This window comes from Sphingobacterium sp. Ag1, from assembly GCF_000988325.1.
Taxonomy (GTDB): Bacteria; Bacteroidota; Bacteroidia; order Sphingobacteriales; family Sphingobacteriaceae; genus Sphingobacterium.
Genome location: NZ_LBGU01000043.1, coordinates 602987 through 618645, shown reverse-complemented (window position 1 = coordinate 618645; position 15659 = coordinate 602987). Strand labels below are relative to the sequence as shown.

The window sequence follows — 15659 nt, the reverse complement described above, 5'->3', positions numbered from 1 at the left end:
AGTTCCTCGTCCTCCAAATCATTTCCCGTTTCCTTTCACCATCCAATATTCACTTCTGATTTCCTGTGCTGATAGCTTTTTATTATATATTTTAAGTTCATCGAGCACGGCATGTTTCAGTTTGATCTCTGCCAATGGAAATACTAAGGTCTGTATTTTCTTGAATTTTACCTCTTTGTCGTTTTTATCCTTATAAGGCTTGACTACATCAAAGGGTTTCATATCTTTAACCAGTTCGCCATTGCAATAAAATTGTGTACCTACCCCATCGGCAATTACCGTAACAAAGGACCATTCGTCTACCGGCAGCTTACAGTCGAAATCATAATGATATCCATCTCGATCAAATCCCAAGCCCTGTTCATTGGCTGATATTGTCGCGTTCTTAGACACAAAAAGATTTCCCTTCAATTCCTTTTCTGGCTTGATCCAAAACGAGACAGTATATTGTTCACCGATCTCATCAATCGGCATTTTAAGTACGCTCGTCTCGCTGTTAAAATGCAATCCTTTACCTGTTACACCTGCGACATAATCAACATGTGTACCTTCTGCTTTTTTCCATTCATTATTGACTTTATTGTTGGATTGGGACTCAAAATCAAAGTAACCAAATAATGGTAATGCTGTTTTATAATACCCTCTTAGATTTAGTCCCGGTGCCTCCCGAACATCCTGACGTTTCTGGTTAAAGGTGTAAAGGCTAAGGTGCTGGTCTTCTGCCGTCCACATTTTCTCGGCAAGAACCTGAATCCCCGGAAACACGCGATTGTGTACATCTTTTTGTGACACCCCATTTCCGACCACATCATTCCATACCGCAAAACTTCCGCCTCGGAGGATGGGATCACCTTTTTCAAAAGTGACTTTCCCTATATTTCTTGGGCTCCAATTATTATATAGGTAATCGGTATTTAAATAGTCATAATAGTAACCTGCGGCAGGTACAATGTACAGATAACCATCTGGTGTACTAATCTGAGCATAGCCTAACTTTTTCATTTCTAAAGGATCCGCGTAACCATTATACCACATATTTAAGGTAACATCTTTCACGCGTACAGGTGTTTTCCCCTGCGCATGAGTTAACGAGCCCCAAGCACGTACTTTTTTCCCATTGTCCTGAACAGTCTTAAACACAAAATCGGTAAACTTACGAAAGGGTTCGGCTTCCTTTTTATCGTACTCATCTGTCCCAACATGCACTTCCTCTCCAATAAAAACAGGCTGAGCTCCTTGTGTATATTCGTCGAAAATATTTTTAACAACTTCGTAAGTTTTTGGATTGTCTAAATCTAAATGATCCATACCAAACTTCTTACTTCCAACTTCGGGAATAGCATGTGAGATCGCCAAAGAATGTGCTGGCACATCAATCTCAGGGATAATCGTAACACCGTAACGTAATGCTTTCTTTTGGAGGTTTATAAATTCCGCTTTGGTATAATGTCCATCCTTGGAAGTAAGGTTGGGATAGCGCTCATTTTCTAAACGAAAGGCCGCGTAGGTACTATCCCAATCGAAGTTAAAGAACTTATGAAAACCATTATCTGTAAGATGAATATGGAAATCTGATAATTTATAATAGGAAAGAATCTCCACATAGTCATTCAAGAAATCTATGGTAAAAAACTTTCTGGCCACATCGATAACAAATCCCCGAACCTCATAGGTTGGATAATCCCTAGAATCACCTTTTGGAATGCGTAAAGCTGTTCGGTCGCGGTCCAACAACTGGAGTAACGTTCTCGTTGCAAATACCTTTCCTTTATAATGCTTCGCCTTGATTGTAAAGACATCATCAATATGAAGTGCATAACCTTCTTCACCCAATTCTTCAGCTCCAGAAGCCGCAATAAAAATATCCCCTTTTTTGGGTGTTCCTGTCTTAACGATCAACTGAAGCCCAAACATCTTACGAATATCATCTTGAAGCAATTCGGCTACCTGTCTAGCATCCTTATCTTTATCCGATACAATGATCGCTGTCGCTTTATTTAAAGTATAATACCCTTCTTGTCCATGCCACTCCCGGAGCGATGGAATCACAAAAGGCACTTCACCGGTACCCGTTCCTTGATAACGTCCCTTGACATCAATATCTTTCACCGGTATTTCGGCATAGGCTGCATCGGACAGTCTGGTAACCTTGAATAATAAATTCACTTTCTTATCCACCAAAGGCGACGAAATGTTTCCTTTCAGATCGATTATTACTTTATTATCTGAACCGATTAAATTGACTTTATAGCCCTCGATCTCCGGAATGCCAATCGTTGGTTTATTGCCATTGATATGCAGGAAAGCAGGTGTTAATTTCGCAACCGTTGCACTATCCAACTGTTCTTGTCCATATCCAGACAAAACGCAAAAAAGGATGCTCAACAGCATCCCCGATTTTAATTTTATTATTAGATCTCTATTCATAAATCAATGTTATTTTTTCTTCCTTCTTCCCAGTGTATTCAAATGGACCTGGAGTTGGATTTGTGTGTTTTCGGGGTTTACCGAAAAAGTCCCGGTCAATCTGCAAATGCTGTCCATTACGATCATCAAATGGTAAGTTTGAGATCACAGTAGGCTGCAATGATCTTGAAGTGACCAAAACCCTCTTTTGCTGCAGCCATTTTGTCCGGAATGGGAAATCCAAATAGACCCGCCCCTGTTTTTCGACTAGATTGGCAGCAGTAACTTCATTGGTATCGATCAATGCATTTTTTTCAACCGCACCTTTACTGGTATATGCTTTCATGCGTTGCTCGGCATCAGCATGCACTTCGCCCATGCGCGCATTGTTTTTATAGGTTGAAATTCCTACACTGCCTTTTAGGTAAACATTTCCATTGAGCAATACGGGTAGATAGGCATTACTATAGTCACTGATATCAGCTCCTTTCACAAAAATATTGTTGACAAACTGTACGTCACCACCGGGATTATCCTTTAATGCAGCAATTCCAGTCGCATGAGGTTTCAGATACGGCGTCAATCGACTATCATAAGCAACTACATCTATTTTTCCTGCAAAGAGATTATGAGCAAAAGCAGCCCCTTGTGCGTTCATTAACAGACTCTTTTTGGAAAGCATGATATTATTGGTTACTAATGCGGGTCCATGTGTTACTTCCAGGAATACATCAAGATCATTCTGATAAAGCAAATTGTTCATAATTTGTGCACCTTGGGCCATCCAGTCCAGCCAGATTCCTTTGTCTGTACGAAAGATACGGTTATTTCTGATACTGACATCAACAGCGCCATGAAACTTAATTCCTGCCATCTCTGCTCCCGTAAACAAACGTTCGATGTGTATATCATGAATTGTATTTTTTTCGATCGTACTAAAAGAGCAGCCCATACTCCCCACAATTCCTGCCTGTTCACAATAGGCTATCTTATTATTCCCTACATAATGACCACCTACACTATCTTTATTCCAACCAAAAGCCAAGGCTCGTTTTATGGTCCCAACGTAACCTTCAGCTGATTCGGTATCCTTATTGTCGAATGCATCCCCGTATTTCCCTAAGGCTATCCCCACACATTTCGAGTACTGTATGGTATTGTTGACAATACGCCATCCCTTACTCCAATGTGTTCCCAGAAGTCCTTCCTGTTCGGCCGTTGGGGGTGCCCAATTGGTCGCCGCCTGTTCCATCACAAATCCATCCACAGTGATATAATTGACAAATGGGCGATCGGGATAGAAGACCCGAGGCCGTACATTGATTTCTACCTGTTCCTGATTCGGATCAACCTGTGGGAACCGCGCCCATATAGACGTCTTTTCGCCATCAACCGAAGCCCACCATCCTCCTTTTTGGGAATGATCGGCCAATAACTGCTCCTTGGAAGATGCTTCCATCAGCCAATGACCATGGAGATAGACAGCACCACGGTGATATTTCCGTTCTTTGGGTGTCGGCCAAAACCAGTCGCCACGAATTTCCTCCGCATAGGGATTGAAGGTACCAAAGAAAGAATTAGGCAGCTCCAACTGCCAAATATCGTCATGCAATAGCTTCCAGCCCTTTACTTCTTCCGACCCTTTGATAACGACCTTTTCACCTTTTGCGGCGCGATAGGTAATGGGCTGTTGTGCCGAGAGGCCACCGCGCGGTGGAATGATACTTTCGCGGTATACCCCCTTGTGAACGATAATGATATCACCCGGCATCGCAAGCTTAGCCGCCGCCATAATGGTACGCAGTGGTCTCGTCTGCGTACCGGTCTGCCCATCATCTCCCACCACAGCAACATGATATTCTGTTGGCTTTGCTTTGGTTTGTGCTGACAGAGTCATTGTCCCTAAAAGGAAAACACATGTTAAGAAAGAGGTCACTTTCATTTTATTCAGTTTAGTGCTATTTAAGCTTAATATCCTTTAGCTCTTCTCAATGTTGTTAAGAGTTTCTTATCCGAGCCATCTTTATTTAAACGATACAAATTCCAGCGATCTTTATCCAATTCCTCCAGTCTGAAGCTTTGTGTAGGATCAACCAATTGTTTTTTCACCCAGCTTGGGAAAGCACTCGCTGCACGGGCATTTTCCCAGGTACGAATCACCTTGAAAATAGCGTCTTTCTGTGGACAGCTCTCTACCTGTTTTTGATTCAGCTTTAGGCTATAGGTCGATCCGGTACCTACGGACATTGCCTGGATATGTTCGTACTCTTCTACAGTGGACTTTTCGGTAATCGGAAAATTTCCGCCCATTCCTACGGGGAAGAAATTGGCCTGACAGACATCTCTTAAATCTTTCCCTTGACTTGTTGCGCTACCCCACTCCCGTGTCTCGGCATCATATAGATTTTTACCGCCACCTACATTCCATATACTTTGGTAATGCCATGAGCCTTCAGACAAAGTTGCACCTGTAAAACGAATGTCAGCTAGCCTATGCTGTTTCGCCCGATCAAACATTTTACGGAAAAAACGTTTTGCCGAATAATAGCCATGCCCATTGTTAAACAAGAATTCCTGTCCATCAAAATCGTAATATCCCAAACCATTTATGGCACAGACATCGGCATAGTAAGCCGCAATTTCATCCTGCAACTGCATATTCGGAATTAAGCCATCATAACCGTAGTTGATGGTTACCTGCAATTTATAGAGTGTATCTAAAGCCTGATGAGCTGTCGCCTTGCTATCCCAGTAACCACGTTTTACATTCAGCAGACGATACGGCTTCGTATCACTCACCCCGAGATAATGAATCAGTTCCTTACCAATTTTAATTATATTTAAACTCTTGACGTGCCCTTCCCAGCTGCCGATTTCCTCCAAATGCGTCGGGTCATCAACATAAATTAGTGTATCCGTTGAATTGATTGCCTTAGCTAGCAAACGTTTTTGCTGATACCAAATACTGTCACTCGGAACGGGACTCGCATCTTTTGTACCCGGAGCCAAGGCATTTGTGATCGGTGTACGACCAATAACCAAATTGTGCTTGGCTGCCAACGCCGCATATTCCTTATGAGAAAGCGCTTTCCCATCGGAGAACTTCAGGGGTTTACGTTCGAAGTTTTTACCGTCAATATAACCCGCATTACCGCGATCAGGCCGTAAAAATCCTTGATCGTATAAACTGATTGCCTTGAATCCAAGTCGGTCTGCATAAGCGATCATATTGTCGTATAGATTTCCTTCTGTCAGCACATCCGGTACAAAAGCCGCTGGATCTTTAATCCATTTTCCATTAACGGTTGGATGTGGTAAACCTTCTTTCAGGACAATATCCTGTACCACATCTAGCAAGGCCGTACTATCTGGGCTACCCCAAAATGCAATGGAAGAGCCGATGTAGTCAACTCCAGGTAAGGGTTGAACCTGCAGATGGTTGGGTTTATTAGAAGGCATATTGGGAATTAACGAATAATAAACTTCCCGCGGGCTTCTGCGATCCCGAGATTGATAAGTAATTGAAATTCGTCCATTTTTATCGACCTCAGCTGCATTCCCATACATAATCCTGTAGTAGGGTTCTTTGTGCGCATAAAAAGCGACATCGCTGATACCGTTGCCCCCCAATGTGAAAACCTGTCCTTCATGCAGATCATTTGGTAAGGGAAAACGTGACGCATCTGGTGAGTGGATAATATATTGGAAAGGAGCCGCGTCACCTTGAATATCTGCGGTACCGCCCAACGTATTGTCGTTTAACGCCAGCATGCCTATTGCATAATTGACAGCTTCACTTGTATCACGGCTCACACCAATGATCTCACCCAATAAATTCGTGATGTTTGTATGATACGAACCCCACTGTATGGCTTCAATTTCCTTCGAATTTGTCAGTGAAAGGAGCTTCATCTTAAAGTACTTTGCCTGCGGCAAGATACTGATGCGTGCTGTAGAACCGTTGGGATAGCGCAAGGTCATGATTTTATCCGTAGCGGAATAATTTGCTTGTTCTGGATAGCTGTATACCCTTTTCTTTGCATTATACAGAACCATCAAAGGAGAAGGTTTATCTGCCGGGCTAAATTCCCGGTTCGATTTCTTTGTAATATTCTGCATGCTCGTGATATAACCTTTTTGGTCAATAACGATCTTAAAATAATTGGTTTTTAATGTTGTTTGGCTATACCCCATTGTTGACAAAGCTGTCAACCCAAGAAATAACAAGCTAGTTTTTAAAAATTTCATTTGTTTTAGATTTTAACATAGTATACCTTTTGCATCCGCACTATAGCGCAACTACAATTGTATCGCCGGCTTTAATATTGACCTTTTTATTCCAGTCCCAAAAAGCATTCTCACCTAAAGGTCGAGCTGCTTCAGCGGCATCCTCCGCCAGTATGCTCACATTTGCATCATAAGCGGTTGGATTATGAAGTGTTACAGCGAGTCCCTGACTGGTTTTCTTGACAGTTTTAACTAGAATATGATCAAAAGCATAGGCTGTTGCTTTGTCCTTGCGGACATAAACGCCCGGTATTTCCAAGGCCATCAGTGCTCCATTTGTTTCGTTCCAGCCTGTTTTACCGCCATCCCCACGTGAGCCTCGACTATCAGCATCGCAATAAGTCAAACGCTCAGTGATCTTACCATTGGGTTGAATGCCTTCGGCATGTGCGTGGATCACATCGCGTATCAGATCAGCATACAAGCTTGTACCGGTTTCCCTAAAGAGTTTAAATAAAACATCACCAGACTGTGTACAGAATCCTGGCGCCCCGTGTTTATTTTGTGTACTCGCCCAAACTGCCCCCGTTAGATTAGCCCCCAATTTTGCTAAGGCTGTATTTTCGGGCAGCTGATAAGGAAAAGACACTGTCCATGAAGCTGTATAATTGGCTAAGTTTTTTGCTTGCTCGAGGTACTTACGATCGCCAGTTTGTTCAAAAAGAGTCATCAGCGAAGTCGTTAACGCTATTGCGGTCTCTGAGTCTGCATTTTGCAAAATATCACCACAGGCACCTGAAGTAAAACCTACTAGTGCAAACTCGTCATAATACTTTTTGGCGGCCTCTTTTGCCACAGCAAGGTAATGATCATGATGAAAATAAGAAGCTGCTAAAGTCAGCCCTGCAACGGCCATGGCCCCACCTGTCGTGTTATAAGCCGCAATTTTACCCGATTCAATCGCTAGGTAATTCCCCCAAGTTCCCTCATCTTGCCAGGTTTTCACGAAGGCATCTGCAAGTTGTTTGACTTCATTTTCCCATGCGCTATCAATCAGAGCAGACTTACCCTGCTTTTTCAACAACATAAACTGCTTGACCATCCAATACAGCACATCGGCATTTTTACGGGTCAAACCGATCCCTGGATTTAGCTTTGCTCCATCACGATAAATGACCCGACCGTCTGCGCCAAGCACATCGTAATAATAGCTACTTGCTCCACGGCCTCGCGGTAAAGCAAAATTGAAGGTATGGCTTACCCTGTCAAAATGCACTTTATCTGCCATAGCAAGCATAGGATACGTATTGATCAATCCGCCAACCCAGCCATAGGACATCCAATCGGCATTTTCGGGACAGTAAAACCCAATATTGTCTTTTGTATAATAACGTTCATCAATATTTTTTGCCATACGTGTAAAAACCTCACTCATGGGCATCAGATTGCGGGGCGCAGTTTCCTTGACATGAAGTTTTCGTTCTTGCATAAAGTGTGCATAGAGTTGCGGCACATCCATTGCTGGAAACACAATTCTTGTCACACGGATCTGTAATTCATCACCTGGAACGACACTTATCCCACGATCAGGACTTTCACTAAAGCCAATAAATTCAGGTTTCCGAGACCGTACACCAGGAGCACTGACGACAAAACTGGCCAAGCTCCGATCTCTACTTTCTTCGATAATGAGTGCATGATCTTTCACCTCATTTTTCCAGGTTATTCCCTGATCGGTAAACAGGAAAACACCCTGCTGTTGCTTTCTGTCCAAATAAGCCATCAGGGGTGTGCTGGTATTGCTGATATTAACTTCCAGCTGGGAGTTGGCCCCAAACTCAGGTGAAAGCTGTGGAATCGGATTGGAGGTAAGCGCTAGATCTTTTCGATAATAATCCGTTTTGTCCAACCCCGTTGCATATTCCCGGTTAACGATCCGTTGACGATTGCCATTATAAACAACCGCGGGAATCATCACAAAATTGTCGCTCGACCAATTATAAGCATCAAAGGCGACTGCTACCCCAGCATCCTTCATCGCTCTTTTTGCCTTAAAGGTAAATCGGTAGGTCACCTCATTAGTTCCCTTTTTTTGCAAAACCTCCTGCTTGACATCCCAATTATCCGAACGCCCTCCTATTGTCGAACTGTGTACCAATTTTGCTCCTTCATATTGGCAATCCAGCAATCTGAACAGTACATTTTTATCCCGCTTTTGAGGGAGCCAGTCTTGCGAAAAACTATTTAGCGCTAATGCACAGAGTAGAAAACTTCCTACTATCTTTTTCATCCGTATATTATTTTTACTTTTCTTTCAATCTTAACAGAAGAGTTGGACCGTATGCACGGCCCAACTTTCACCACTTTAACACTAAATTACACTATGAATAAACCAAATTATTATTTTAAAGGATCAAAAGTTCCACCCCACTCCGAATTCTGTTCAATTTTTGAATTTCTATCCATCACCTCTTTATGAATCGGATAAAACCAATGTTGTAAATCCACTTTAAATTGATATTGGTTATCACCATCTAAATTTTCGACGTAATCGAAACGGAAAAGTTTGCGTACTTCAGGATCATACATATCTTTAGTCCAATCAAAGCCAACAAGACTAGCTTCGTTTTTTATAACCGCATTCAATCCGGAACGATATTTCAGGCTATTCAAAATATCATACCGCTTCCATCGACGTAAGTCAGCAAAACGCATACCTTCATAAGCAAATTCGATAAAACGTTCATCCATATAAGCTTGACGGATACTTGTCTGTGAACTCGCTGTGATACCATAGTTTCCAGTACCAATCTCGATACCTGCACGTTTACGGATATCATACAGGACACTTAGGGCCTCCGCTGATTTGCCTGTTTCATTAGCACATTCACCATAATTCATCAATACCTCCGCAAAACGGATTTCAATCCAGTCGGTTTTTCCATCATAAACGGTAGGAATGGTTAATGATTTATCCAGCCCCTTTAATTGAAAATAACCCGAAGAGCTACCACCGACACCTTTCCCCAGTTCATTAAAGATCAATGTTGTATACTTGTATCCCGTAGGTGATGATGGCTCCGCTACTTTTTTCCAGGCATTCCAATATTTCATACCACCGGTCAAAACATCATTTGCAGGATAGGCTGTTCCCGGACTAAAGATGGTTGCATAGAAACGTGGATCACGTCCGACGTAAAAATCGGTCATAAACTGCTCATTATAGGCTGGGTCATTGGCCAGTCTATTCAAATCAAGGTTTAACTTGGAGCCATCTGCTTTGGGATAGGCCATCAACAACGGTAAAATCGCCTGATTATAATTCGCATTGTCTTTTGTCAATGGTTCTGGACGAATGGCATTTTGTGCTAATTTGTGATCAGGCATATAATATTGATTTAGCATAATTACTTCCTTGTTACGTTCATTATACCAAATATCCTCATATTTACCTTCATACAAGCCCTTCCCCATACTTTTCAAGAAATCTACGGCATCTTTATTGGCTTTATAAGCAGCATCCCAACGCTTTTGATCGTTAGTAGGATTAAATAGAGGGCTGGCGTAACGCAAAAGAACACGTCCTTTAAAAGCCATCGCTGTCCCCTTATCGATACGTCCATAGTCAGTTCCTGTCCAGGTATCTGGTAAAGACGCAATCGCATCGTCGAGGTCCTTCAAAATCTGCGTCATACATTCCGTTGTTGAATTACGGCTTACGAATAACGAGGGAACATTGGTTACATCCTGAAAATGTAGGATTAAAGGGACACCACCCACGTTCCACACCTTACCCCAGTAATCCCAGGCCCGCCAAAACAGGGCTTGTCCGACCATCTGCTTCTTTTCAGCATCAGAAAGAACGGTTATTTTTTCCATTTTATCTAGAAAAAAGTTTATTCGGTCTATATTGGCGTAATCCAATTTTTGCCCCTGATTATCGACCGTAATCAGCCCCCGCGCAAAGTCTCCCATACTTGTTGGGCCATTCATGCCTTCGTCAGTACCGTTGGCCGAAGTAGGCCACCCTGGCATCATTTTCCCATAAACGTCGGTCAAGTAGGAATTAATCATGGTTTTATCCTTCCAGACGTTATCGGGATTGATTGCACCTGTATTTTGATAGTCTAAACTACAGCTGGTCAAAAATACCAGGCAGAGTCCATATATTAGTTTTCTAGATTTCATTGTTCAAAAGATTTAAAATTTAACATCGATACCAAAGTTGTACGAGCGCAGCACAGGGAACGCATTTCCACCACCAATCTCTGGATCATAATATTTATTGAACGGACTGAGGACAAAGAGATTGGTACCTGTAGCAAAAATCCGTACGTTGTCGAAGACTTTATTATAAAATTTTCCTTTCGGTAAATCATAACTTACAGTCAGGTATTTCATTCGCATAAAGCTGCCATTTTTTAACCAAAAAGAGCTGGTTGTTCGATATGTAGCCGGATTATTGGCGCTCACCCGCTTTGGCAAAGTCGCATTCGGATTCTCCGGTGTCCAGCTATCCGAATACCATTGGTCCCACATCCGGTTCCATTCAACCCCTCCGTTGAGGTCCGCCATAGATTTTTTCTCACCAAGACGTCCCGACAACATCATGTCAATATGTAGGCCTTTCCAACTTCCGCCCAGATTTAAACCGTATACAATAGGGTAATTATTGGGTTTTAACATCACACGGTCCCAATCATCTATATTTCCGTCGGGTTTACCATTAGGGCCACTTAAATCCTTATAAACCATCATCCCTAAGGCAGGTGACAAGCCATTATGCTTATAATTTGGATTGGCCGCAACAAAAGCGTCTACATCAGCTTGGGTACGCAAAATTCGATCGAATTCCCAACCCTTAATTGTGCTTAGCGTTTTTCCTACCGGAATATCAATCCATTGCGCATTTTGTGCATAATCTTGTTCAATTACCTTATTCCAGCCATAAGACATAGTTAAGTCAGCATGATAAGAATAGGTTGGATTATCCTTATGATAGCCCAATGTCAGGTCAAAACCCTGCGCCTTAACTTTTGCATAATTTTCGGCTGGCATAGACAAACTAAACGTCGATGGTAAAGTCGTTTGACGATTCCTCAGAATATCATAGGAATTGCGATACCAATAATCCATTGAAACATTCCAATTTTTAAGGAAATTCATATCGACCCCCGCATTGTAACTTAATGCTTTTTCCCATGTTAAATTGGGATTAACCACGCTACCATAGCTAAGTCCTACTGACTGTGAAGGGCTCGTACCGAAATAGGCCGAGCTTCCAGCCTGATAGGATTCCTGCCACTGCCATCCACCGACCGCATCATTACCTGTTAAACCGACAGAACCCCTGAATTTCATAAATTGAATCAACGATTTATTGAAGAACTTCTCTTCGGAAATCACCCAGCCCACTGATCCAGCAGGAAAAAATCCCCAACGCTTATCCGGTGCAAAATTCATGGAACCATCTTCACGAAAATTAAAATTAAACAGATACTTATCTGCGTAAGCATAATTAAACTGCCCGATATAAGACATCCGACCACTGACCCAATCGGTATCTCCATTGGCCCATCCATCAGCACGTGCGCTGCTGGCAGCCCAGAACTGATCAGTTAGATAAACCGGAAAAGTCTCTCTTCCTCCGGTAATACCCGATCCGGCTCCTTCATACCACTCTGTTACCAAGGCTCCCGAAACACGGTGCACATTATTAAACACATGATCATAGTTTAACTGCACATTGAATTGTTTATCGTCACTCCATGTCGATTTACGCTCAATATAGTCCTTTCCAACCCATGTCGATTTTTTTACATTTATAATATCATTATCATCTGTAGAAATAATACGACCATTGGTTCCACTTCGTTTCATCACCATCATATTATAATTGGTGTAGAATATTTTACGAAGATCATTTGTCCAACTCCGATTGTACGTAACTTTTGCTTTCAAGCCCTCCAAAAACGGTGCTTTATAGGTCGCACTCACAATCATTTGCGGCTTCAACATGGCCTGCTTATTATAGCCACTGGCACCGCTCACACGGGCCCCGACATTCCCAATCCAACCGTAATCCACATATTGTCCGTGATCCGTATATACGGGCTGATCCGGTTGCCAAATCCGCAATTTACCATAGGTATCGGATGGATCTGCATTATCCGCAACATTCCCCGTAAACGTATTATAAAGTGCTATTCCGGTAAACAATTCCAAATCCTTTGTGATGTCGGCTGTTACATTCATCCGCAGGTTATATTTATCATAGGTCATGGGATCCAGAAACCCCTTTTGCTTAACGTAAGAACCAGCTCCAAAATAACGTACTTTATCGTTCCCCCCATTTACACTCAGGTTGTGTGTTTGGGTTGATGGATTGCGCCATACTGTCTCCAGCTGATCATACCCCCAACCATTGTTGATCGTTTTATAATGATCCAACTCTTCCTGTGACCACGCCCAGCCTGCGGGATCAGCTGCCCCATTGATCCGTTTGTATAGCTCACCCGCCTGTATCGCACTGGTCAAATTAACATTCCTCGTGCGTGTATCGATACTATAACCTGTTGAATAATCAAATACCGGTTTGCCTTGTACTCCTTTTTTAGTTGTGACAATAATGACCCCACCAGCCGAACGCGAACCGTAGATGGCCGCAGACGCAGCGTCTTTCAACACCGAAATTTCATCAATTTCATTTGGACTGAGGTTATTAAAATCTCCACCACCGCGAACCACACCATCGATGACATAGGTCACATTCTGATCATTGAGTGAAGACCTGGTACGAATACTGATACTTGGTTGCGTACCAGGTACTGAATTGACGGTACTCACATTCACACCGGACAATCGACCTATCAGTAAGTTACCAGCTGATGTCGTCGGAATAGCATTCATGCGCTCATCTACTTTCATCGTAGACACAGCACCTGTCAATAAGGACTTCTTCTGCGTGGTATAGCCGACAACGACCACTTCATCCAGGTCACTCACACCAGCCTCCATAACAACATCAGCCATGCTGCCTTTAGACACAGGACGTTCTAAAGTCTTATAACCGACAGAAGAAAAAAGCAATACCCCAGATGAAGACACTTTGATCTGATAACGACCATCTTTATCCGTTTTTTGTTGATTCCGCTTCCCTTTCTCGGTCACAGAGACACCAGACATCGCATTTCCGTCCTTATCTACTACACGCCCTGTCACTACAATCTCTTCTTGATCAATGGTTAGATCATTTAACATTATTGGATCCCCAGCCAATAATATAGCTTTCGCCTCTGCCGCAATAGGGTTGCTGGCTATGGCCAAAGCACAAAAAAGCACCAAGTTTTTGGTATTTTTAGTCGCATTTTGAAATTTTGCCAATTTAACGTTGTTCATAATTTTCTGTATTCATGGTTTCACTGGTTATTAAGCACATCGACTACCGCGCATCGTTGGTGATGAACAGTTTTCTAGTTGCTATTTTAAAGATGACAAGGGTAAATCTCAGGATAATAAAAAGCGAGAACCACCAATAATTTGCTCTTTTGTAATGTTTTTTTGCATTAAATATTTTACAAGCAAGATTTTCAAATTTTATACTTTCATATTTTTTTTTCTTACCTTTAACTAATTATGCAACCGGTTGCTATTATACATTAATTTTCACCATCATTATCCTAATACTATGATGCAGCATATTTATGAAAACTTTACTTTCCCACCAGATCAATCATTTACGGTCCGTAGTGAAGAACTGGAGATCAAAAAATACACTTCCTTAAAGTCGCATCTTAACTTTGAGATTGCTTTATTGGAAAACTGCATGGGAAAACGGTTTATAGGAGACCATATTGAAGATTTTGAAGGTGACGAATTGGTTTTATTGGGTAGCTACCTACCGCATTGCTGGCAATATTACAATACCATTGATAGAGATAAACCGGCTAAAGCCTCCATCGTTCACTTTTATCCTGATTTTCTAGGGAAAGATCTGCTAACCAAACCCGAAGCGATCCTGCTCAATCAATTGTTTATCAATGCTGCAAAAGGTGTCTTGTTTTCTGGTCCCATTGTTAGAGAGGCGAAAGAAATCCTTAACCAGATGTTGTCTACTTCAGGGTTGTCTCGCGCTGTATTGATGTTACAACTTTTGGATAAATTGGCCTTATCAAGTTCATATAGGACTTTATCCTCACCATCGTTCAATATTATCGAAAATTCAAATGATGCCAATCGGATCAACCGGGTTTTCGACTACATATTCAAACATTTTAGAGAGGATATTACACTACAGGATGTCGCTTCAATTGTACCCATGTCTTCATCTGCCTTTTGCCGATTCTTCAAAATGCAAACCAATAGAACCTTGGTGGATTTTATCAAGGAAATACGTATTGGTCATGCAGCCAAATTATTGTTGGAAGGAAAATACAATATCACAGAGACCTGTTTCAAAAGCGGTTACAATAACATTTCCAATTTCAACAAGCATTTTAAAGACGTAAAAGGCAGTTCGCCCCGTGACTTTCTAAAGCAGTATCGGACCCCCGAGGCTAGTTGTGTTTAAACTCATAAAAAAGCTTCGTTTCGGCCCATTTTTGTCCTGCTTCCGTTCCGCGCACGCCTTGTTGGTAGGCATTCATACGTACATTCCATTCTGCACATTTTGGACTGTAAGCCTCGGCTTCTTTACCCATTTTATCGAGATCGGCTCCTATCGGAACCCTAACCGTCATAACAATTAATTTATCAAACCGATACAATGCAATTTGCTGATAACCTGCTTTTTTAAACCCAGCCTCAACCTCAGGCCATACCCGATCGTGATAGGCCAGGTATTCCTTTAGTTTTTCTGGATTGTCTACAATATTGACCACAAATACATGCTCTTCATAATCTGGTAAATGGGAGGGTGCTTTCTCCCCTTTACACATCACAAATAGCACCGAACTACATAGTATTAGCAGGCGAACAAGCAATTTCATCTTTATTTTCGTTTAATTTTTCACTAAATGAAGTATATG

General features: G+C 42.1%; 8 protein-coding genes. 1 reads left to right on the top strand and 7 read right to left on the bottom strand.

The annotated features are described in order from the left end of the window. Positions 1 to 18: 18 nt before the first annotated feature. The 6 genes from AAW12_RS19920 to AAW12_RS19895 all read right to left on the bottom strand — a co-directional run bounded on the left by AAW12_RS19920 (position 19) and on the right by AAW12_RS19895 (position 14031). Positions 19 to 2427: a family 20 glycosylhydrolase gene (locus tag AAW12_RS19920; protein ID WP_084823250.1), complete on the bottom strand. Its 2409-nt coding sequence runs from the start codon at positions 2425 to 2427 to the stop codon at positions 19 to 21. Continuing rightward, a complete protein-coding gene (locus AAW12_RS19915; protein ID WP_084823249.1) occupies positions 2420 to 4348 on the bottom strand; it encodes a right-handed parallel beta-helix repeat-containing protein in 1929 nt (642 codons plus the stop codon). The genes AAW12_RS19920 and AAW12_RS19915 overlap by 8 nt, the downstream gene beginning before the upstream one ends. A 26-nt stretch (positions 4349 to 4374) precedes the next feature. Beyond that, entirely contained in the window at positions 4375 to 6654 is a 2280-nt protein-coding gene (locus AAW12_RS19910; RefSeq protein ID WP_053003846.1) for a hypothetical protein, read from the bottom strand. A gap of 40 nt (positions 6655 to 6694) precedes the next feature. Next, positions 6695 to 8923 (bottom strand): hypothetical protein, encoded by a 2229-nt coding sequence (locus tag AAW12_RS19905; protein WP_046675338.1) that lies wholly within the window; start codon positions 8921 to 8923, stop codon positions 6695 to 6697. Positions 8924 to 9033: 110 nt separating this feature from the next. Then, positions 9034 to 10821, bottom strand: coding sequence for a RagB/SusD family nutrient uptake outer membrane protein (locus AAW12_RS19900; RefSeq protein WP_046675337.1), 1788 nt, complete (start codon positions 10819 to 10821; stop codon positions 9034 to 9036). Positions 10822 to 10833: 12 nt separating this feature from the next. Continuing rightward, positions 10834 to 14031, bottom strand: a complete 3198-nt coding sequence (locus AAW12_RS19895) for a SusC/RagA family TonB-linked outer membrane protein (protein ID WP_084823248.1) — start codon at positions 14029 to 14031, stop codon at positions 10834 to 10836. Positions 14032 to 14320: 289 nt separating this feature from the next. Between AAW12_RS19895 and AAW12_RS19890 the strand changes: the two genes are divergently transcribed. Beyond that, positions 14321 to 15202 carry an AraC family transcriptional regulator gene (locus AAW12_RS19890; protein ID WP_053003845.1) on the top strand — a complete coding sequence of 294 codons (882 nt, stop codon included), beginning with the start codon at positions 14321 to 14323 and terminating at the stop codon, positions 15200 to 15202. On the opposite strand, the gene AAW12_RS19885 is transcribed toward AAW12_RS19890, so the two are convergent. Next, positions 15189 to 15620 carry an L-rhamnose mutarotase gene (locus tag AAW12_RS19885; protein ID WP_084823247.1) on the bottom strand — a complete coding sequence of 144 codons (432 nt, stop codon included), beginning with the start codon at positions 15618 to 15620 and terminating at the stop codon, positions 15189 to 15191. The genes AAW12_RS19890 and AAW12_RS19885 overlap by 14 nt on opposite strands. Positions 15621 to 15659: the final 39 nt, after the last annotated feature.

Coding starts and splice junctions, on each gene's coding strand:
- AAW12_RS19885 (WP_084823247.1), bottom strand. CDS start 15,620: ATGAAATTGCTTGTTCGCCTGCTAATACTATGTAGTTCGGTGCTATTT.
- AAW12_RS19915 (WP_084823249.1), bottom strand. CDS start 4,348: ATGAAAGTGACCTCTTTCTTAACATGTGTTTTCCTTTTAGGGACAATG.
- AAW12_RS19890 (WP_053003845.1), top strand. CDS start 14,321: ATGATGCAGCATATTTATGAAAACTTTACTTTCCCACCAGATCAATCA.
- AAW12_RS19920 (WP_084823250.1), bottom strand. CDS start 2,427: ATGAATAGAGATCTAATAATAAAATTAAAATCGGGGATGCTGTTGAGC.
- AAW12_RS19910 (WP_053003846.1), bottom strand. CDS start 6,654: ATGAAATTTTTAAAAACTAGCTTGTTATTTCTTGGGTTGACAGCTTTG.
- AAW12_RS19900 (WP_046675337.1), bottom strand. CDS start 10,821: ATGAAATCTAGAAAACTAATATATGGACTCTGCCTGGTATTTTTGACC.
- AAW12_RS19905 (WP_046675338.1), bottom strand. CDS start 8,923: ATGAAAAAGATAGTAGGAAGTTTTCTACTCTGTGCATTAGCGCTAAAT.
- AAW12_RS19895 (WP_084823248.1), bottom strand. CDS start 14,031: ATGAACAACGTTAAATTGGCAAAATTTCAAAATGCGACTAAAAATACC.